This is a genomic window from Zoogloea sp. (genome assembly GCF_030157465.1).
Taxonomy (GTDB): domain Bacteria; phylum Pseudomonadota; class Gammaproteobacteria; order Burkholderiales; family Rhodocyclaceae; genus Zoogloea.
Genome location: NZ_JAOAUU010000096.1, coordinates 105,467 through 124,383, shown reverse-complemented (window position 1 = coordinate 124,383; position 18,917 = coordinate 105,467). Strand labels below are relative to the sequence as shown.

Below are 18,917 nucleotides of genomic sequence, written 5' to 3'. Positions count from 1 at the left end.
TCGCCTTCTTTGCCTTCTTTCTTGGCGAAGCAAGAAAGAAGGTCGCCCGCCGGGGCGAGACCCGGCCGATGTGACGCCAAACACCGGAAAGCCCGCCCGTAAAAGCTCAATCCAGGAAGAGCCCAGGTTCGCGCCTGCCTGCCAGACTCGGAAAGCCTGACCTGTCGCGGGGAAAACGCTTTCCACACTTACCGCGAACAGAGCATAAAAAACGGCGACCGGTTTCCCGGCCGCCGCTCAAACTCCCGGCAAACAACGCAGATCCGCTTACGGAATCATCCAGGGGAACACATAGGCCTGCAGCGTGGTGATGATGCCGACCATGGTTGCAAACATCAGGCTGTGCTTGACCGTGAAGCGGAACAGGTCCGATTCCTTGCCGACCAGCCCGACCGCGGCGCAGGCCACGGCGATGGATTGCGGCGAGATCATCTTGCCGGTGACGCCGCCGGTGGTGTTGGCCGCCACCAGCAGGGTGTCGGACACCCCGATCTGGTGGGCGGTGGTGGCCTGCAGCGAGCAGAACAGCGCGTTCGACGAGGTGTCGGAGCCGGTGAGGAACACGCCCAGCCAGCCCAGGAAGGGCGAGAAGAACGGGAACAGCGAGCCGGTACCGGCCAGCAGCAGGGCCAGCGTGGCCGACAGGCCCGAGTAGTTGGCCACGAAGGCGAAGGCCAGCACCATGCCGATGGAGTAGATCGGGCGCTTGAGCTCGATCACGGTTTCCTTCAGGGTTTTGGCGGCTTCGCCGGGCTTCATGCCCAGCACGAACATGCTGATGATGGCCGCAAGGAAGATCGCGGTGCCGGTGGCCGAGATGATGTCGAGCTTGTACACCGCCGCGTAGGGCGTGGCCTTGGCGACGATGGGCTCCATCTTGATGACCAGCTTGTCGAGCATGGGCACCGGGAACTGGAACACCAGCGCATACAGCGGGCCGTCCTTGGCGAACAGGGCCTTGAAGGGCTTGAGGCTCCAGAGGGTGACCATGATGGTCAGGATCACGAACGGCGACCAGGCCTTGGCGATCTGGCCGAAGTTGTACACCTTGCTGTGGTCGATGGCGGCGCTGGCGGCGGTCGTGTGCTGTTCGTCAAAGCGGAAGATGCGCTTCGGCTTCCAGTTCTTCAGGAAGACCGTCAGGCAGATCAGGCTGACCAGCGCGGAGGTGATGTCCGGCAGTTCCGGTCCGATGTAGTTGGCGGTGAAGAACTGGGTGACGGCGAAGCTCAGGCCGGCAACGAGGATCGCCGGCCAGGTTTCCTTGATGCCGCGCCAGCCGTCCATCATGGCGACGAGCCAGAAGGGCACGATCACCGACAGCAGCGGGAGTTGCCGGCCGGCCATCTGGCCGATCTTGAACGGGTCGATGCCGGTAACCTGGCCGCCGACGATGATGGGGATGCCCATCGCGCCGAAGGCCACCGGGGCGGTGTTGGCGATCAGGCACAGGCCGGCCGCGTACAGCGGGTTGAAGCCGAGGCCCACGAGCAGGGCGGCGGTGATCGCCACCGGCGCGCCAAAGCCGGCCGCACCTTCGAGGAAGGCCCCGAAGGCAAAGCCGACCAGCAGCATCTGCAGGCGCTGGTCATCGGTGATCGACACCACCGAGGCGCGGATGACGTCGAACTGGCCGGTCTTGACGGTGATCTTGTAGAGGAATACCGCGCCGATGATGATCCACGCGATGGGCCACAAGCCGTACAAAAAGCCGTATCCGGCCGAAGCCAGGGCCATTTGCACCGGCATCTTGTAGAAGAAGATGGCCACCGCCAGCGCGATGGCGACGGTGATGGTGCCGGCCACATGCCCCTTCATGCGCAGCACGGCGAGCGCGATGAAGAAGAAAAAGATCGGCAGGGCGGCTATGAGTGACGACAGCCACAGGTTGCCCAGTGGGTCGTATATCTGCATCCAGGTTTGCATGGGTAAATCCTCCTTTGGTGAATGCGGTGAGTTGTTGTGTGCAGCGGTAAAAAATCAGGGTGTCAGCAGGCGGCCAGGCGGGCGGCCTCGGCGCTGCATTCGTCCAGCAGGTGGACGATGGATTTGTAGGGAATGCCGGTGGCGGCGGTGAGGCCGATCTCGCAGGTCTGGTTGCTGGAGTAGCCGCCGCAGCAGCTGGCGGGCACGTCGGCGTGCAGCTTGCGCAGCGCGTGGGCGTTGAGTTCGGGCACCACGAAACCGCGATCGCCGCCGAAGCCGCAGCACTTGACCCCGGCCGGCTGGGTAACCTGCGTGGCGCAGGCGTCGGCCAGCTTTTTGAGCTTGGCGGCAAAGCCCATACGGCTGGCGCTGCAGTTGAGGTGGAGCAGCACCGGCTCGGCTTTTTTCTGCAGCATCAGGCGTGGCAGCAGCGCGTCGTGGGCGAATTCGACGATGTCGAACACCGGCAGACGCTCGGCGAGGAAGGTTTTCATGCGCAGCGAGCAGGCGCTGGCGTCGAGCACGATGGGGTAGCGCCCGTTGTCGCTGGCGCGGCGCAGTACGGCTTCGAGTTCGGCGGATTTCTGGTCGGCTTCATCGGCCAGGCCCTTGCTGGCGAAGGACTGGCCGCAGCACAGGGCATCGACGCCGTCGGGCACGATGGGCGCGTAGCCGGCCCGCTCCAGCACCCGGATCACCGTGGCGGACAGCGCGGCTTCCGGGGTGTCGGCGCCAAACATGCGGCCGGAGCAGGTGGGGAAGTACACCACCTTGTCGCCCGAGACGGCGGTGGCACGCCCGGCTGGCTGCGGGTGCGGCATGCCGGCCTTCCAGGCACCACCGGAGAGGCGGCCCAGCAGGCGGGGGCCGACGATGGCTTCGGCCAGATGGCCGGCCTTGATGGCGCTGCGGGCCAGCGCCTGGGTGGCGCCGAAGTGGTTGGCGGCCATCCGGCCAAGCTGGCGGGCCACGCCGGAGATATTCTCGCCGCGCACCGCGCGCACCAGCGTGCCGGTGTCGATGCCCACCGGGCAGGCCGTGGCGCACAGGCCGCAGCCGGCGCAGGTGTCGAGGCCCATGTAGAGGTAATCCTTGCCCAGCTCGCCGGGTGCCTCGCCAGCGGCCTCGCGGCGCGACAGCTCGCGCCAGCCGACGATGCGCTGGCGCGGCGACAGGGTCAGCCCGTGGGACGGGCACTGGGGTTCGCAAAAGCCGCATTCGATGCAGCGGTCCACCGGCGCGTAAAGCTGGCCGGCGGCGGGCATGGGCTTGAGGTTCCTGAGGTGGGCCTCCGGATCGTCGTTGATGATCACGCCGGGGTTGAGCAGGCTCTCGGGGTCGAAGAGCTGCTTGATGTCCTTCATCAGCCGGTAGGCCGTGGCGCCCCATTCCAGCTCGACGAAGGGCGCCATGTTGCGGCCGGTGCCGTGCTCGGCCTTCAGCGAACCGTCGTACTTTTCAACCAGCATTCCGCACACCTCGTCCATGAAGACGGCGTAGCGGGCGACTTCGGATTCGATGCCGAAATCCTGGGTGAACACGAAATGGACGTTCCCCTCCAGCGCGTGGCCGAAGATGATGGCCTCGTGATAGCCGTGCTTGGCGAAGAGCTTTTGCAGGTCGAGGCAGCAGGCGGCCAGCATGGGCACGGCCACCGCCACGTCTTCGATGATCACCGTGGTGCCGGGCTTGCGTACCGCGCCCACGGCCGGGAAGGTGCCCTTGCGCACCTGCCACAGGCGCTCGATCTCGAGGGCCCGGGTGGTGAAGGTGGCGGTTTCGACGAGCGGGTAAGGCTGCAGTTCTTCGAGCACGCTGGCCACGCGGGCGTCGAGTTCGACGGCCGAGGGGGCGCGGGTTTCGATCAACAGCGCGGTGACGCCGTCGGCCAGGGTCTTGAGCAGCGGCGGCATGCCGGCCATGTCGGCCACGGCGTGCAGCGAGGCGCGGTCGAGCAGTTCGACCGCATCCACCGGCCGGGATTTGAGGCCGACCACCGCGCGGCAGGCGGTTTCCATGTCGTGGAAGAACACCAGTGCGCTGGCCTTGTGGGCGTATTCGGGCACCGTCTTGTAGGTGATCTGCGAGATGAAGCCGAGGGTGCCTTCCGAGCCGATCATCAGGTGGGCGAGGATGTCGACGGGGTCGTCGAAATCGATGAGCGCGTTGAGGCTGTAGCCGGTGGTGTTCTTGATCTTGTACTTGGCGCGGATGCGGGCGGCGAGTGCGGCATCGCGGCGCACGCTGGCCGCCAGCCCGGCGAGGCCGTCGAGCAGGCTGGCGTGGCTGCTGCGAAAGGCTGCCACGCTGGCAGCATCGCCGGTGTCGAGCACGCAGCCGTCGGCCAGCAGCACGCGAATGCTGGCCAGCGTGTTGTAGCTGTTCTGGGCGGTGCCGCAGCACATGCCGCTGCTGTTGTTGGCCGCCATGCCGCCGATCTTGGCCGCGTTGATCGAGGCCGGGTCGGGGCCGATCTTGCGGCCCAGCGGGGCGAGGCGACGGTTCACCTCGGCGCCGACGATCGCCGGGCCCACGCTCACGCTGGCGCCGTCGGCGGCGATGGTGCAGGTGGCAAGGCCGTCGCCCAGCAGCACCAGCACCCCGTCGGTCACGGCCTGGCCGCACAGGCTGGTGCCGGCGGCGCGAAAGGTGACCGGGCGCTGGTGGCGGCGGGCCAGCTCGACCACGTCGCGCACTTCGGTTTCGTTTTCAACCACGGCCACCACCTCGGGAATCAGGCGGTAGAAGCTGCCGTCGGTGCCATAGGCAAGGCGGCGCAGTTCGTCGGTAATCACGCGCTCGGCGGGCAGCCGTTGGCGCAGGGCATCGATCAGTGCAGACACGGTCGGTACTCCCGGAGGCAGGGATGGGTGTTGAAATGGGGTGCGTTGGGGCGCGTAGGGGCGACTTCAGTCGCCCTCGGACCCCGGGCGACGGATGACGCTTGATTTACGCGCGGATGGGCGACTGAAGTCGCCCACATGGGCCCGGGGCGCTAGCGGCGGTCTTTGACCATGTCCCTGAGCCTTCGCGGGGCGGGGGTGAGCGGCGTTCGGGCCGCTGTCCAGCCGCCCTGTTTCGACGGCGAGAACATGCGGAAGCGGGTGGCCAGCCAGCTGAAGGCGCGGTAGCTGCCGGGGCGGCCGTAAACCCGCGCCCACATGCGCCAGCCAAAACTGGCCAGCTTGTTGTAGCCGGCGCCCTGGCCCACCATGGCGGGGTTGGCGTGGGGTTCGCTTTGCGCCTCTTCGCGCAGGCGGATCAGCAGCTCGGGGATGGGAATCTTCACCGGGCAGACTTCACCGCAGGCGCCGCACAGGCTTGAAACCGTGGGCAGCAGGTGGGTTTCTTCAAGGCCCATCATGTGCGGCGAGACGATCTTGCCGATGGGGCCGGGGTAGGTGGTGCCGTAGGCGTGGCCGCCGATGCGGGTGTACACCGGGCAGTGGTTCATGCAGGCGCCGCAGCGGATGCATTGCAAGGTCTTGCGCAGCTGCTCGTCGGCGTAGGCCTGGGTGCGGCCGTTGTCGAGGAGAACCAGGTGCACCTCTTCCGGGCCGTCCTTCTCGCCGGGCTTTCGCGGGCCCGAGATCATGTTGAAGTAGGTGGACACCGCTTGGCCGGTGGCCGAGCGGGTGAGGATGGAGAACAGCGGGGCCACGTGCTCCAGTTTCTCGACCACCTTTTCGATGCCGGTGACGGCGATGTGCACCTTGGGCACGGTGGTGCACATGCGCCCGTTGCCTTCGTTTTCGACCAGGCACAGGGTGCCCGTTTCGGCCACGGCAAAGTTGACGCCGGAGAGGCCGATGTCGGCGATCTCGAACTTCTCGCGCAGCACGCGGCGGCCGATCTGGATCAGCGCGTCCACGTTGTCGGTGTATTCCACGCCGGGGATGTGCTCGGCGAAGAGTTTGGCGATCTGCTGCTTGGTCTGGTGGATCGCCGGCATGATGATGTGCGAGGGCTTTTCGCCGGCCAGCTGGACGATGTATTCGCCCATGTCGGATTCCAGCGCGCCCACGCCGGCGGCTTCCATCGCGTGGTTGAACTCGATCTCCTCGCTCACCATCGACTTGCCCTTGACGATCAGCTTGGCCTGGTGGCGCTGGGCGATGCCGAGCATGATCGCGTTGGCCTCGGCGGGTGTTTCGGCCCAGTGCACCTGCACGCCGTTCTTGGTAAGGCTGGCTTCGAGCTGTTCGAGCAGGTCGGGCAGCCTGGCCAGGCTGTACTGGCGGATGCCCTCCGACAGGCTGCGCAACGAGGCCAGTTCGGATTCGTCCGGAAACTGGGCGGCGCGCTTGGCCATCAGAAAATCCATCGCGCCGCGGAAGCTGCTGCGCAGGTGGGGATCATTCACCGCCGTGTGCATGCGCTCGCGCAGGGCTTGGGCCGACACGAAGGCAATGGGCTTTTCGGTGCTGCTGCCGTGTGCGGTCTGGGCGCTCATTGCGGCTCTCCTTCGGCGTTGATGACCAGCACGATGAGCTCTTTCGGGCCGTGGGCGCCGTAGGCCAGGGTTTGCTGGATGTCGGCGGTTTTGGACGGCCCGGAAATCAGCAGCGCGTTGGTGGGCATGCCGGCGGGCCAGTTCTCCGCGTGGATTGCGTCGAAAAAGGTGGGGTGGATGTGGCGTGCGTCGAGCAGCGCGAAGTGGATCGGCGGGACCAGCGACAGGGTGCGCGGCTCGGCTTCGGAGGGCCACACGATCAGCGTGCCGGTTTCGGCGATGGCGCCGCGGGTTTGGGTGAAGCCGGCGTCGATGCGGTGAAAGAGATCGGCCTTGAGGCCTTCGACCGGGCCGGCCCAGGCGCGCGGCGTGGTGCCGGCAAACGGTGCGTCGGCAATCCGCCGGCCGGCGTGCGTGTCGGCGCCGTAGAGCAGCGTGGCGATTTTTTTATCCGCGCACAGGCTGGCCAGCAGCTCAGGCCAGCCGGCTTCGCTGGTGATATGGACTTCGGCGTGAAAGCTTTCGATGCCGGCGCGAAAGCGCGCCAGGCGCTGGGCCGGGGAATCCGTGCCGGCGCGGGGGCCGAAGTGCTCGCCCAGCACCGGGGCGGGCAGCGGCTGGGCCGGCTGGCCGGCGCGCAGCTTGGCGAGAATGCGGTCGCGGGCGCTCATTTGCGGCCTCCTGTGCGCTTGAGCAGGAATGTGGCGAGATGCTCGCCGGGCAGCGAGGCGGTGGCGCGGCCGGCGTCGATGTCTTCCCTGGCGGCGCGCTTGGTGATGTTGAGCATGCAGCCGCAGTCGGCGGTTACCACCTGCCTGGCGCCGGTAGCCTTGAGCGAGGCCACCTTGTCGCTGACCATGGCGGTGGAAATATCCGGGTGCTTCAGCGAAAAGCTGCCGCCAAAACCGCAGCATTCGGATTCGTGGTCGTGAATGGCGAGCTTGACGTTGCCGAGGCGGGCCAGCAGCTCGCGACCCATCAGCAGGGTGCCCATTTCGCGGCGGGCCGAGCAGGAGGTGTGCAGCGCCACGGTGACGGGCGCGCCTTCGTCCTTGCGCTGGAAACCCACCACGTGAAGCAGGAATTCGGCGAACTCGAAGGTGCGCGCGGCGATGGCGGCGGCGCGGGCCTTTCTGGCCGGATCGTCGGCGAAGATCTTTTCCCAGTGCCAGCGGATCATGCCGGCGCAGGAGCCGGACGGCACCACGATCGGGTAGTCCTCGGGAAAGAGATCAAGCTGGGAGGCGGCCACTTCGCGGGCTTCGTCAGGGAAGCCGCTGGTGAAGGCCGGCTGGCCGCAGCAGGTCTGGTTGTCCGGAAAGATCACGCGGATGCCTTCGCGCTCAAGCAGCGTGATGGCGTCCATGCCGGCCTCGGGGACAAACATGTCCACCAGGCAGGTGGCGTAGAAGTAAACCGCTGCGGGGCGTGCGGGGTAAGCGCGCGCGGCCTGCCCGGCGCCGGGTGAGGGACTGCTCATGTCTTCTCCATTCCTGCCGGGTTGCGTGGGGTGTGGCGCCCTTCGCTGCGGCTATTGGCTGTTGGCCTATTGGTTTGTCCGGTTAATTGGTAAGACCAATTGATCGGCTGGTTGAAAATTTACCTGCAGCCCATCGCCAAGTCAATCGCCCGAAAGGGGTAAATGGCTGATTTGGCGTGATTCAAGGGTAAACCTTTAAGGTTTTGGGGCGGTCGTGTTGCAGGCAGGCAAATTTTGGATTTAGTATTGTGGTCAGACCAATTTAAGGGATTGTTTGATGAGCACCGGCAAGATTGCAGTCCAGCGCCTGTCCGACACCATCGCCCACGAACTCGAGCGGCGCATTCTCGAGGGCGCGCTCAAGCCCGGCGATCGCCTGCAGCCCGAGCGCGAGCTGGCGGTCGAGCTGGGCGTGTCCCGCCCGTCCTTGCGCGAGGCGATTCAGAAGCTGGTTTCAAAGGGACTGCTGCACAGCCGCCAGGGCGGCGGCACCTGGGTGACCGACCGGCTTGACGCCGGTTTTACCGACCCGTGGGGCGAGATGCTGCGCCAGCACCCCAACCTGCAGGCCGACCTGCTGGAGTTTCGCGGCATGCTCGAGTCCGAGGCCGCCGCGCTGGCTGCCCGCCGCGCCACCGACGCCGACCTCGCACGTATCGGCGAGGCCTACGCGAAGGTTGAGGCGCTGTTTGCCGAAGGGCCGTCGGCGACGGTTTTCGAAGAGCAGGTGAAGGCCGATCTGGCCTTTCACCAGGCCATTGCCGAGGCGGCCCACAACGTGATGTTCGGCCACCTCACGGCCAGCCTGTTCCGCGTCACCCACGAGAACATCGACCTCAACCTGCGCCACTTGCGCCGACTGGACAACGACTGGCTGGAGCTGCGCGACCAGCACGCCGCCATCTGGAATGCCGTGAAGAGCCGCAACCCGCAGGCCGCCCAGGCGGCCGTGCGGCGTCACATCGCGTTTGTCGAGGAGAGCATGCTGGCGCGGGCCCAGCACGAAGAGCGCGAATCCCGCGCGCTGCGGGGCCGGAAGCCGGCCGGGGTCACTTAGAGCTTGTCCGCAAATAACCCGGCGTCGGCCTGGGGCCGAATCACCGCCACTGCGTTGTTGCGCTTCCTTGCTTGGGCACCACCCAAGCTGCAAAAGCGCGCCTAGCATTGGCGGCGATTCACCTCCCAGGCCTCGGCCTCTTATTCGCGGACAAGCTCTTAGACGCGTTTCGGGAGTGGGGCATGGCGACGGCGACTTTCCGCTTCTACGCCGGACTGAATGATTTCCTGCCGCGGAACCGCCGCCAGCAGGACTTTGAAGCCGCCTTTGCGGCGGATGCCAGCGTCAAGCACATGGTCGAGGCGCTGGGCGTGCCGCATACCGAGGTGGCGCTGGTGCTGGTGGGCGGGCAGCCGGTTGGCTTTTCCCGCCGCCTGCAGGACGGCCAGCGGGTGGCCGTGTATCCGCACTTCATGGCCTTCGGGCTGGAATCGCTGCCACGCCTGGGCGAGGCGCCGCCGCTGCCGCTGCGCTTCATCGCCGATTCCCACCTCGGCGGCCTGGCCCGCCTGCTGCGCATGGCCGGCTTCGACACGCTTTACCGCAACGACTACGCCGACCGGGAGGTGGTTGAACTCGCCGCCCGCGATGGCCGCGTGGTGCTGACCCGCGACCGTGACCTGCTCAAGCGCGGCGCTGTGCATCACGGCTGCTACCTGCGCGCGACGATTCCGGCCGCGCAACTCCACGAAGTGGTGGCGCGCTACCGGCTCGCCGGGCAGTTCCGGCCCTTCAGCCTGTGCACGGTGTGCAATCTGCCGCTGCGCCCGGTTGCCAGGGAGGCCGTGCTGGAGCGTCTGCCCGCGTCGGTGAAAATCAAGCCGCTGCACTTCACCACCTGCGACGCCTGCGGGCGGATCTACTGGGAAGGCTCCCACTGGCGGCGCATGCGGGCGCTGCTGGATGCCGCGGAAACCGGCGGGTGAGGGCGGTAGAATCGGCGTCTTCCGAACCCGTCCGGCTTCTGCATGCACACCCTCGAACAACTCCGCGCCGGCAAGCTGGCCGGTGCGCGGCATCTCAAGATCGCCTGCGGCCTTGAAACCTTTCCCCGCGAGATTTTCGATCTCGCCGATACCCTGGAAATTCTCGATCTGTCGGGCAACGCGCTCGCGGCGCTGCCCGACGATTTGCCGCGGCTCACCCGGCTGCGCGTGCTGTTCTGTTCGGGGAGCCCTTTCGAGGTGCTGCCCGAAGTGCTGGGTGCCTGCCCCGCCCTGGAGATGATCGGCTTCAAGGGCTGCCGGATCCGCCGCGTGCCGGAGGCCTCGCTGCCGCCGACGCTGCGCTGGCTGATCCTCACCGATAACCGGGTGGAGGCACTTCCGGCCTCCATCGGCCAGTGCTCCGGCCTGCAAAAGCTGGCCCTCGCCGGCAATCGCCTCACCCGTCTGCCGCCCGAGATGGCCGCCTGCACACGGCTGGAACTGCTGCGCATTGCCGCCAACGCGCTTGCCGAACTGCCCGACTGGCTGCTGCGCCTGCCGCGCCTGGCGTGGCTGGCCTATGCCGGCAACCCCTTTTGCGCGGCCGTGGACGAAGCGATGCAGCAGGGCGCCCGGGTGCCACCGGTCGACTGGAACGCGCTGGAACTCGCCCAGGTGCTGGGCGAAGGCGCCTCGGGCGTGATTTACCGGGCCGAATGGGCCGATTCCGGACGCCGCCGCGACGTGGCCGTGAAGCTGTTCAAGGGGGCGGTGACCAGCGACGGCCTGCCCCGGAACGAAATGGCCGCCTGCGTGGAGGCCGGCGCGCACCCCAACCTGATTCCGGTCCTGGGCCGGCTGGAAGCCCATCCGGACGCCACCGAAGGCCTGGTGATGGCGCTGATCGACAGCGGTTTTCGCAGCCTGGCCGGCCCGCCCAGCCTCGAATCCTGCACGCGCGACATCTACCCCGCCGGCACCCGCTTCACGCCGGAGGTGGCCCTGGCCATCGCCCGCGGCATCGCCTCCGCCGCGGCGCACCTGCATGGGCGCGGCATCCTCCACGGTGATCTGTACGCCCACAACATCCTGCACTGCGGGCAGGGCCGGGTGCTGCTGGGCGATTTCGGCGCTGCGTCGTGCGTGCCGCCCCATGACCGGCAGGCCGCCGAAGCGCTGCAGCGCATCGAGCTGCGGGCCTTCGGCTGCTTGCTGGAGGAACTGTTGGCTGCCTGCGACGAGGCCGACCGCTCCAGCCCCGCGCTCCAGCCCCTCGCCGCGCTGCAGGCCCGCTGCCTGACCGATTCGCCCGACAGCCGCCCCCTGTTTGCCGAGGTGGTGCAGGCGCTGGCCGGCTGATCCGCGGCTGGCTGCGTCAGGTCTGCTGCGGAATGCTGCTGCGCAGGTATTCGCGGAGTTCCGTTAGGTCGTCCAGATCAACATCGCTACCGAGGCTTCCGTCGTCCTTTACCCACTTGAGGCGGGTTTGATCCTTGGTCAGGAACAGTACCTTGCCGTAGTAGCTCGGCACGTGCCTCGATTTGCGTGAAGCGTCCTTGACGTTTTCTTTGGTTTCGATCAGCCGGATTAGCGGCTCGTCGCCGGGAAAGTGCTCCAGGCAGACAACGAAATCGGGATGGAAGAAGTTGCGGTGTTCGCCGCGTACCAGGCGTACCGAGTAGCTTTTGCGGTCCGGGTTGCGATGCCACCAGGTGACGAAAGGGCTGCGGTCGAGGGCCTGGGCAAAGGCCCGCTCCTCGCCGTTTAGGGTCGCCGTGGCGTCGTATTCTCCGGTGAAAAATTCCGAGCCATCCAGTTGCCAGCGGCGCTCTTTCAGCCAGGCACGTTCGCCGGGCAGCAAGGTTTGTTCGACACGGGCGAGCTCTTCTTTGTCGGGCGGATAGCAGCCGTAGATATTTTTGCGCGATGAAGCCAGCGGAAGGCCTTCCGGAAACACCATCGCATCGGGGAGCGGGCCGGCTTCCTCCATTTTTGCAGTTGCAGCGATGGCTTCGTGGATTGCCTCGTCGAGCGCGTCGGCACGTTGCTTGGCGATCCAGTGGGCTGCGTCGCGGGCCAGCCGCTGCAGGCCCGTGCCGTCGGGGCGCTGGCCGTCGTCGGCAAGCTCGTAGGCGTTTTCGAGTTCAGGGGTAAGGCGCTTGACGAGCACATCGAGCATGACTCGGATGTCTTCGTCCTCCACTTGGGGCAGCTTGCGCAGGGCCTGCATCGCTTCGCGGGCAAGGGCGTTGCGGTCGGTGACGATGAGGACGTCCTCGTCGTGGCTGCTGTGAGTTGTCAGTTCGGTATGGCGCTCGATTTCACGCAGGCGGTTTTGTGCCGCCCTGATCGCGTCGCCGATGAGTTTGGGCGGAATCTCGAGCCGTGTTGCAACCTGACGGGAAATGGCACTCATGCCGAGCATTTCCGGCCGTCGTTCGCGCTTGAGCGCCCGTGGCAAACCCGGAGTCGTCATTCTCAGGGGATAGGCGCGCAGGCCCCGCTCCCCGAGCGCGGCGAGCAGTTCTTCGCCGGTGCGCGGGCTGTCTGGGCGACGCGGCACCGGTGTTTCGCGGGCCATTGGCGCGACGATGTCCAGTTGATCGTCGCCGACGGCGGCTTGAGCAGCGAAGAGTTCCTGCTGCGGGCCGGATATTGCGAGCGTTGATTGGGGTGCGGGTGCTTCGGCGAGGCCGACCGGGTTGCCGTCGGGCAGCGGGAGGTCGTAGCGCAGCGGCGTCTGGGGCGTGGCTTTGTTGGTGTAAGTGACGGCGCCGGATAAAGTCTGCCGCACCTCCAGCTTTTCGGTTTGTCCTTCGAGCTGGCTTCGGACCTGGCTGGTGGCCTCCACCGCGGCTTCGAATCCCCGCTGGGCTTCGGCGTTGGCGAGATAGACGTAAGCTGTGTCGAAGTCGGGCGGAATGCTGGCGTGGCGGGGCCAGGCGGCGCGCAGCGGGGCGGCGACGCGCATGACCCGGCCTATGAACTGCATCGCAAAATCGGGATCACTCACCGATTTGGTGGACGCGAGTACGAAGGCGCGCGGAGCGTCGAATCCGGTGCCGGCCGATTGCTTGAAGATCAGGACTTCCTTGCTGGCGTCGGCGGCAATGATGCTCATCAGGGCCGGGTCGGGGGCGTTGGACGAATGCTTGCCTATGGCGTGGATCGGCACCTTGCACAGGGTGACCAGATCGCGCTCGGCTTCATCGACAGTTTTGTCGCCGTTGGCCACCTGCACCAGCAGCAGCGGAGTAAGGGGAATGCCGGCAGCGGCCAGTTCGGCCTTGAGGCGCTGGTTGCGTGCCCAGGCCTGGCGCAGCACCGTTCGCCCGAGGTCGGCCACGGTTTGCACGCTCTGGCGCAGATCGTAGATCACCGCTTCGATGTATTTTTTGTTCAGCCGGGCGGCAACGACTTCGTCGCGGCTGACTGCAAAGGATTCGAAATTGGACTTGCCGGCGCGGGTGAGAAATTCGTTGAGTCGCTGATCCTTCGGCGTGGCGGTGGCCATGATCAGGTAGTCCGGATTCAGCCATTGGGCAAACCTGCCGAATTCGGTGGCGTGGTCGAGGGCGATGTGGGCTTCATCCACCACCATGCCGATGGCGAGACCCTTGCCGCGCGCCCTTGCCACCAGTTCGGCGAGGCTGCGCGTGTCGTCGTCGCTGTCGGCGTTGTAGCCTTGGGTGCGCGATTTGGCTCGGGCAACGGCTTGGACGGTGGAGATCAGTACGTGACCGCTGGCGGGCTCCTGGTTACGTCCGTGTACGAGTGCTTGCGGCGACAGGTCGGACGCGTTGCTGACGAGGGCGTCCAGCGTCTGGGTTACCAGATTGACGAAGGGAACGAACCAGAACCACAGCACTTCGGCTTCTGCGCTGACATTGGCGAGTACGCGGGCCAGCATGAAGGTTTTGCCGGAGCCTGTGGGGGCGCGCAGCAGGCAGGGCGGGTGGCTGTCGCGCAGCAGGGCACGGCCGATGTTGGCGATCAGGTTGGCCTGGAAGCCTTCGGGCTCGAGAAGGTCGCCTTGGGCTGCAGTCAGCTGGATGTTCATGGACGGGGCGTTCATGGACACGGTAGGGGCCTGGCTCGTCATCGTCATTGATTTTGAGAGGTGACCTGGCCGCGCCGCAGGGCGTCGTTCAGGCTGTAGCTGTTCACCGTGATGCCACGCTGTTCAAGCAGATGGCGCACGGTGTCGGGGCGAAAGGAATACACGGCGAGCCGTTCTGCCGACCAGGCGGCGAGGGTGTCTATGGCGTTTTCGTCCACGTCGAAGCACGCCAGCACCGCCAGGCGCGCATCGCCGGCAATCTGGCGCACCGGCCCGTGGCCGGGCGGAATGGCGGCGTGCAGTTCGCGCAGGCCGAGAAGCTGCATGGCATGTTCGGGGCTTGCCTCGAAGGCCAGATCGGCCGGTTCGATAAGGTCGAGCTGCAGATAGGCAAAGCTGCCGCCGAGTCCCTCCTTGCCGCCATAGCCTTGCATCACGCGGCGGACGCGTTCGGCGGTGATGTCGCGGCACAGGTTCTTGTCGGGCGTCTTCTCTGTCGCCTCGGTGCTGGAGCACAGGATGAAGCGCCGGTTGCCGCCGTCCTCGGCGTTCAGTTCGAGCACGGCCTGGGCGGTGGTGCCGCTGCCGGCGAAGAAGTCGAGCACGATGTCGCCGGGGCGGGTGGCCTGCTTCAGGAGGCCTTTGATGAGCGACAGGGGCTTGGCGTAGTTAAAGGCGCGGTCGCCGAAAATTTCGGCAACGATGCGCGCGCCCTCCTGGTTGGTGCCCGTGATGAAGCTGTTGTCGGCTTCGTAATCGCCATCCTCGAAACGCGGCACCAGCCAGCTCGACAGTGGTTGAGTCTGGTTGCGTAGATCGGCTTTGTAGCGCTTGAACTGTGGCCGGCCGAAGCCGACCGGGCGGCCGACCCAGAACTCGAGGTCGGGAAGGTCGCGGCGCAGCAGCGGGGTCCGGCCACTCTTGGGTACATCGCCTGCGTCGATGGCGGCGAGCAACGCGTCCAGCGTCGGCCAGGTTTCAACGCGCTGGTCGTTTGACGGGAATAGGATCTGGCCCAGTTCGATGAACTCTTCCATCGTTTTGGCCTGGACGGTTTGACCCCTTTTTAATCGTTCTTGCGAAGCATAAACCCACACCCTATCCGGGTTCGGAGGGTAGGAGACGCCCGATGCCGGATCAAGCAACGGGTAGTAAAGGTTGGGTCGCTCTTTCCAGGAATATCCAAGTGTCAGGTCGCTGGTTCGCCAGTCGCCGCGCGGATCCTTGTCTGGATTGCCGTACATCTCATAGCTCTTGGCAAATCCGTTGAAGCTGAAGCCCGGGTTGCCATAAGCCAGCACGTGTTCATGATCGACGCTCAGGAAGCACTGCTGATCCGCATTCGATCCCTGCCGCGTCCGCCAAGCGATCGAGCCTAGCCGCCGCCCTGGAAAAACCTCGTCCATCAGCAATTCGAGCCGCGCCCGGTTCTCGTCGTTTATCGACACCAGGATCACACCGTCGGGTGCGAGCAGATCGCGGGCCAGCGAGAGTCGGCGGAACAGGAATTCCAGCCACTGGGAATGTCGCCAGCGGTCGTTGGGGCCGACGTAGTGGTCGTTGTAGACCCAGTCCTTGTTGCCGGTGTTGTAGGGCGGATCGATGTAGATGACGCGGATGCGTCCACGGTGGGTGGCGCCCAGCAGGCGCAGCGCGTCGAAGTTGTCGCCTTCGATAACGAGATTGGGGCAGGGGGTTTCAGGTGTCGGGCAGTGGGACCAGGCCTCGACCCGTCGCGGAAAAACCAGATTGGCGTTGAGGGCCGCGTCGCGTGCGATGGCGTCGGACTCCCAGTACAGCCCGAGTTTTCGGCGCGTGAGGTGGTCGCTCAGCAGGCGGCGCAGTTGCTCCTTGCTCAGGTGCTCGAGTTCGGAGAGAAGGCTGGGTTGGAGCGGGCCCTTGTTGATCATTGCACGGTGCGGGTTTCTGAGGGCTGGCGGGAGAAGGGGCGTGTCGCGGGTGTCAGTCGCGGATGCGCGAGGACATGAGTCGGGCAGATTTTGCGCAAATAGTGAACAGACTATTCACTAAATTCTAAACCACTAGGAAACTTTGAGGGGGTGTCGGACTTAACTATCGGTTCATGACAAACAAGGCTGATTTCGGCATCCGACTGTGCAAGGCCATGCAGGCCGAGGGCCTGCCCTTGCGTCCGAGCGTGCTGGAGCGCGAGTTCAACAAGCGCTATTGGGGGCGGTCGGTCAGCCTTCAGGCAGTGAGGCGCTGGATGCGTGGCGAGGCCATTCCGTCGCAGGACAAGTTGCTGGTGCTGGCCGAGTGGCTGAAGGTTGAGCCGCAGATCCTGCGGTTTGGGGACGAGGCGGTGCGTGCCGTGCGCTCGTCACAGCAGCGCTGGGAGGAGCTGGCGCATGCCGAGCGCTCGACCCTGGATGCCTTTCTGCGCCTGCCGGTGGCGCAGCGCAGGGTGGTGCAGCAGGTTATCGAGGCCTTTGATCTTGCTTATGGCAGCGGGGGGCCGACGAGCAAGGATTGAAGGTTGACGATCGGTGATGTTGCGGCCACCTTTTGGATGGGACCGTAACCGTAAGCCGTTATTGACCCGACCCTTTGATTCACTTACCCCCCTCGGGCTGGGCGGGTAGTCGATATTGAATGGCCGGGTTGATAGCGTCGGCTGATCAGCTTTCCGCTGCGCTGGTTTGAACCGCGAGCGTGCCGGATTTTTCCCGCTTCGCCAGGGTCTGGCGGTAGAGCTGGGCGAGGCGTCCGGCCATGGCTTCATCCGACCATAGCGAGGCCGTTTTGCGGGCCTGTCCGGCCAGTTCGAGGCAGGCTGCAGGGTTGGCCAGCAGCCTGCCGACGACTTCGCCGAAGGCCTGCGGGTCGTCCGGCGGGGCGATGCAGCCGGGGGCGTCGGCCAGGATGTCGGCGGTGCCCATTGCCGACAGCGCGACCACCGGCGTGCCGGCGGCCAGGGCTTCGAGCAGGACCAGCCCCTGGGTTTCGGTGCGCGACGCAAACACAAAAAGATCGGCCGCTGCGTAGCAATCCGGCAGCGCGCTGGCGCGATCGAGATAGCCGAGAAAGCGCACGCTGTCGGCCAGGCCGAGGCGTGTGGCCTGCTGGCGCAGGGATTCCATCGCCGGTCCTTCGCCGGTTATCAGCAGCAGGGCGTCGGGGCAGTCTTGATGGGCGCGGGCGAAGGCGTCGAGCAGGAAGCCGATGTTCTTCTCATGGGCCACGCGTCCCACAAACAGGGCCAGCGGACGCTCCGGCGGGATGCCGTGCGAGGCCCGGAAGGCCGCGCCGTTGCCGCGGGCAAAGCGCGCCAGCGGAATGCCGGTGGGCAGGATGGCCAGCGGCGTGGAAACGCCGTAGCGGGTAAGGCGATCGGCCATGGCCGACGAGGGCACGACGACGGTGTCGACGGCGTTGCACTGGCGGCGCGAGAAGCTGCGGGCCAGGCCGCGCAGCCAGGCGGCGGGCAGGAAGGGCACGTAGTGCTGGAGGTATTCCTCGAACAGGGTGTGGTAGGTGACGAGGGCGGGCAGCCCGTGGTGGCGGGCGGCCGCCACGCCGGCGTAATGGGCGATGAAGGGCGTCTGGACGTGGATCAGGTCGCAGCCGCTGGCGGCCGCGCGCACCGTCCGGTGCATCGCGCCCCAGGGCAGCAGCCGGTCTTCCGGGTCGTTGGGCAGGCGGCGCCCGGCAACCCGGATGATGCCCGGCTCGTCGGTCTCGTCTTCATAGCGCGGCACCACCAGGCGAACCTCCACGCCCTGCCGGGCGAGGGCCTGCCGAAAGGTCTCCATCGAAGTGGACACCCCATTGACGCGTGGAAAATACACATCGGAAACCATCAGGACTCGAATCATCGGGCTGCTTTCATGGCGATGTCGGCGACGGGGGGCGGGCTCTCGGCAAGCGCCGGAGGCCTGGCGGCATGCGGCTCCAGGGCGGGCGGGGCGGAGCCCCACACGACCAGCTCCAGGCGCCCGTCGAAGTGCTCGACGATGGCGGTGCAGGAATCCACCCAGTCGCCGCAGTTGATGTACAGGAGGCCGTCGATCTCCTTGATCGCGGCCCAGTGGATGTGACCGCAGACAATGCCGTCGAGCCCGCGCTCGCGGGCGTGGCGAACGGCCGAATCCTCGAAATCGAAGATGAAGTTGAGCGCTGTCTTGACCTTGCGCTTGGCGTAGCCGGCCAGCGACCAGTAGCCCGAGCGGCCCATCTTGCGGCGGGCCCAGGACAGCCACAGGTTGAGGCGCACCAGCCAGTTGTAGGCCACGTCGCCGAGCACGGCCACCCAGCGGTGGTGGCGCGTAACCTGGTCGAAGATGTCGCCGTGGATCAGCAGCAGGCGGCGGCCGTCGGCGGTTTCGTGGATGGCTTCGGGATGCACCTCGATGCCGCCGAAGGACACGCCGGGGTAGTCGCGCAAGACTTCGTCGTGGTTGCCGGGGATGAACACGATGCGCTCGCCGTGGCGGGCGCGCCGCAGCAGCTTCTGGACCACCGTGTTGTGGGCCGGCATCCAGCAGATCCCGCGGTGCATCGCCCAGAAGTCGATGATGTCGCCGATCAGATAGGTGTGCTCGGACGGGTGCTCGCGCAGGAATTCGATCAGGTGATCGGCCTGGCAGGCACGGGTGCCGAGATGGATGTCGGAGAGAAAGAGTGAGCGCACGGGCGGCATGACCGCACCCTATCCGGCCAATATGAACGCCCGGTTATCGTCGTGTGATGGAACGATGGCAGCGCCCGGTGCGGGCCCGGGTGCTGTGCCATGATGGCGCCCGTTGAGGCTTGTAAATGGGGGCAGCACGCCATGCTGGGCTGGATTCGGCAACGACTTTTGAAAAGCAGGGTTCCGCCCGAGATCGCGCGCGCCCGGGCGCTGGTTGCGGCCATCGACCGCGGCGGCATTCCGCTCAACCCGGCCCGGGTCAATGCGATTGCCCGCGACCTCGGGCTGGAGGTTTCGCGCAAGGCGCCGGTTGAAGAAACGATTGAACGGATTCGCGCCTGTCTGCACCGTCATTCGTCCTGAT

The 18,917-nt window shown here is 66.1% G+C and carries 14 protein-coding genes; 5 read left to right on the top strand and 9 right to left on the bottom strand.

The features are described from left to right. Positions 1–267: 267 nt before the first annotated feature. The 5 genes from lldP to Q1W26_RS12470 form a co-directional block, all read right to left on the bottom strand. Positions 268–1,926: an L-lactate permease gene (gene lldP / locus Q1W26_RS12490; RefSeq protein ID WP_300440528.1), complete on the bottom strand. Its 1,659-nt coding sequence runs from the start codon at positions 1,924–1,926 to the stop codon at positions 268–270. Positions 1,927–1,988: 62 nt separating this feature from the next. Further along, positions 1,989–4,769, bottom strand: coding sequence for an FAD-binding and (Fe-S)-binding domain-containing protein (locus Q1W26_RS12485; RefSeq protein ID WP_300440525.1), 2,781 nt, complete (start codon positions 4,767–4,769; stop codon positions 1,989–1,991). A 152-nt stretch (positions 4,770–4,921) separates the two neighbouring features. After that, complete coding sequence (locus tag Q1W26_RS12480; protein ID WP_300440531.1) at positions 4,922–6,301, bottom strand: LutB/LldF family L-lactate oxidation iron-sulfur protein; 1,380 nt, start codon at positions 6,299–6,301, stop codon at positions 4,922–4,924. 74 nt (positions 6,302–6,375) lie between these two features. Beyond that, positions 6,376–7,050: a lactate utilization protein gene (locus tag Q1W26_RS12475; protein WP_300440522.1), complete on the bottom strand. Its 675-nt coding sequence runs from the start codon at positions 7,048–7,050 to the stop codon at positions 6,376–6,378. Then, complete coding sequence (locus tag Q1W26_RS12470) at positions 7,047–7,859, bottom strand: (Fe-S)-binding protein (protein ID WP_300440519.1); 813 nt, start codon at positions 7,857–7,859, stop codon at positions 7,047–7,049. The genes Q1W26_RS12475 and Q1W26_RS12470 overlap by 4 nt, the downstream gene beginning before the upstream one ends. A 277-nt stretch (positions 7,860–8,136) precedes the next feature. Between Q1W26_RS12470 and Q1W26_RS12465 the strand changes: the two genes are divergently transcribed. From Q1W26_RS12465 to Q1W26_RS12455, 3 genes are all read left to right on the top strand, one after another. Beyond that, positions 8,137–8,916: an FCD domain-containing protein gene (locus Q1W26_RS12465; protein ID WP_300440516.1), complete on the top strand. Its 780-nt coding sequence runs from the start codon at positions 8,137–8,139 to the stop codon at positions 8,914–8,916. Between the two features lie 182 nt (positions 8,917–9,098). Next, positions 9,099–9,842, top strand: coding sequence for a Mut7-C RNAse domain-containing protein (locus Q1W26_RS12460; protein WP_300440513.1), 744 nt, complete (start codon positions 9,099–9,101; stop codon positions 9,840–9,842). A gap of 42 nt (positions 9,843–9,884) precedes the next feature. After that, on the top strand, positions 9,885–11,201 hold the full coding sequence (locus tag Q1W26_RS12455) for a leucine-rich repeat-containing protein kinase family protein (protein WP_300440510.1): 1,317 nt from the start codon (positions 9,885–9,887) through the stop codon (positions 11,199–11,201). 16 nt (positions 11,202–11,217) lie between these two features. Here Q1W26_RS12455 and Q1W26_RS12450 read toward each other — a convergent pair whose 3' ends face one another. Both Q1W26_RS12450 and Q1W26_RS12445 read right to left on the bottom strand, forming a co-directional pair. Beyond that, a complete protein-coding gene (locus tag Q1W26_RS12450) occupies positions 11,218–13,917 on the bottom strand; it encodes a DEAD/DEAH box helicase family protein (protein WP_300440507.1) in 2,700 nt (899 codons plus the stop codon). A 29-nt stretch (positions 13,918–13,946) separates the two neighbouring features. Beyond that, positions 13,947–15,812 (bottom strand): site-specific DNA-methyltransferase, encoded by a 1,866-nt coding sequence (locus Q1W26_RS12445; RefSeq protein WP_300440505.1) that lies wholly within the window; start codon positions 15,810–15,812, stop codon positions 13,947–13,949. A 173-nt stretch (positions 15,813–15,985) separates the two neighbouring features. On the opposite strand from Q1W26_RS12445, the gene Q1W26_RS12440 reads away from it, so the two are divergent. Continuing rightward, a complete protein-coding gene (locus Q1W26_RS12440; RefSeq protein WP_300440502.1) occupies positions 15,986–16,396 on the top strand; it encodes a hypothetical protein in 411 nt (136 codons plus the stop codon). Positions 16,397–16,541: 145 nt separating this feature from the next. On the opposite strand, the gene Q1W26_RS12435 is transcribed toward Q1W26_RS12440, so the two are convergent. After that, on the bottom strand, positions 16,542–17,738 hold the full coding sequence (locus Q1W26_RS12435; protein ID WP_300440499.1) for a glycosyltransferase: 1,197 nt from the start codon (positions 17,736–17,738) through the stop codon (positions 16,542–16,544). After that, complete coding sequence (locus Q1W26_RS12430; RefSeq protein WP_300440496.1) at positions 17,735–18,562, bottom strand: UDP-2,3-diacylglucosamine diphosphatase; 828 nt, start codon at positions 18,560–18,562, stop codon at positions 17,735–17,737. The genes Q1W26_RS12435 and Q1W26_RS12430 overlap by 4 nt, the downstream gene beginning before the upstream one ends. Positions 18,563–18,721: 159 nt before the next feature. Here Q1W26_RS12430 and Q1W26_RS12425 point away from each other — a divergent pair, with 159 nt between their 5' ends. Then, positions 18,722–18,916 carry a hypothetical protein gene (locus tag Q1W26_RS12425; protein ID WP_300440494.1) on the top strand — a complete coding sequence of 65 codons (195 nt, stop codon included), beginning with the start codon at positions 18,722–18,724 and terminating at the stop codon, positions 18,914–18,916. Position 18,917: the final 1 nt, after the last annotated feature.

Coding starts and splice junctions, on each gene's coding strand:
- Q1W26_RS12450 (WP_300440507.1), bottom strand. CDS start 13,917: ATGAACGCCCCGTCCATGAACATCCAGCTGACTGCAGCCCAAGGCGAC.
- Q1W26_RS12435 (WP_300440499.1), bottom strand. CDS start 17,738: ATGATTCGAGTCCTGATGGTTTCCGATGTGTATTTTCCACGCGTCAAT.
- Q1W26_RS12445 (WP_300440505.1), bottom strand. CDS start 15,812: ATGATCAACAAGGGCCCGCTCCAACCCAGCCTTCTCTCCGAACTCGAG.
- Q1W26_RS12470 (WP_300440519.1), bottom strand. CDS start 7,859: ATGAGCAGTCCCTCACCCGGCGCCGGGCAGGCCGCGCGCGCTTACCCC.
- Q1W26_RS12440 (WP_300440502.1), top strand. CDS start 15,986: ATGACAAACAAGGCTGATTTCGGCATCCGACTGTGCAAGGCCATGCAG.
- Q1W26_RS12480 (WP_300440531.1), bottom strand. CDS start 6,301: ATGCACACGGCGGTGAATGATCCCCACCTGCGCAGCAGCTTCCGCGGC.
- Q1W26_RS12460 (WP_300440513.1), top strand. CDS start 9,099: ATGGCGACGGCGACTTTCCGCTTCTACGCCGGACTGAATGATTTCCTG.
- Q1W26_RS12465 (WP_300440516.1), top strand. CDS start 8,137: ATGAGCACCGGCAAGATTGCAGTCCAGCGCCTGTCCGACACCATCGCC.
- Q1W26_RS12430 (WP_300440496.1), bottom strand. CDS start 18,562: ATGCCGCCCGTGCGCTCACTCTTTCTCTCCGACATCCATCTCGGCACC.
- Q1W26_RS12475 (WP_300440522.1), bottom strand. CDS start 7,050: ATGAGCGCCCGCGACCGCATTCTCGCCAAGCTGCGCGCCGGCCAGCCG.
- lldP (WP_300440528.1), bottom strand. CDS start 1,926: ATGCAAACCTGGATGCAGATATACGACCCACTGGGCAACCTGTGGCTG.
- Q1W26_RS12455 (WP_300440510.1), top strand. CDS start 9,885: ATGCACACCCTCGAACAACTCCGCGCCGGCAAGCTGGCCGGTGCGCGG.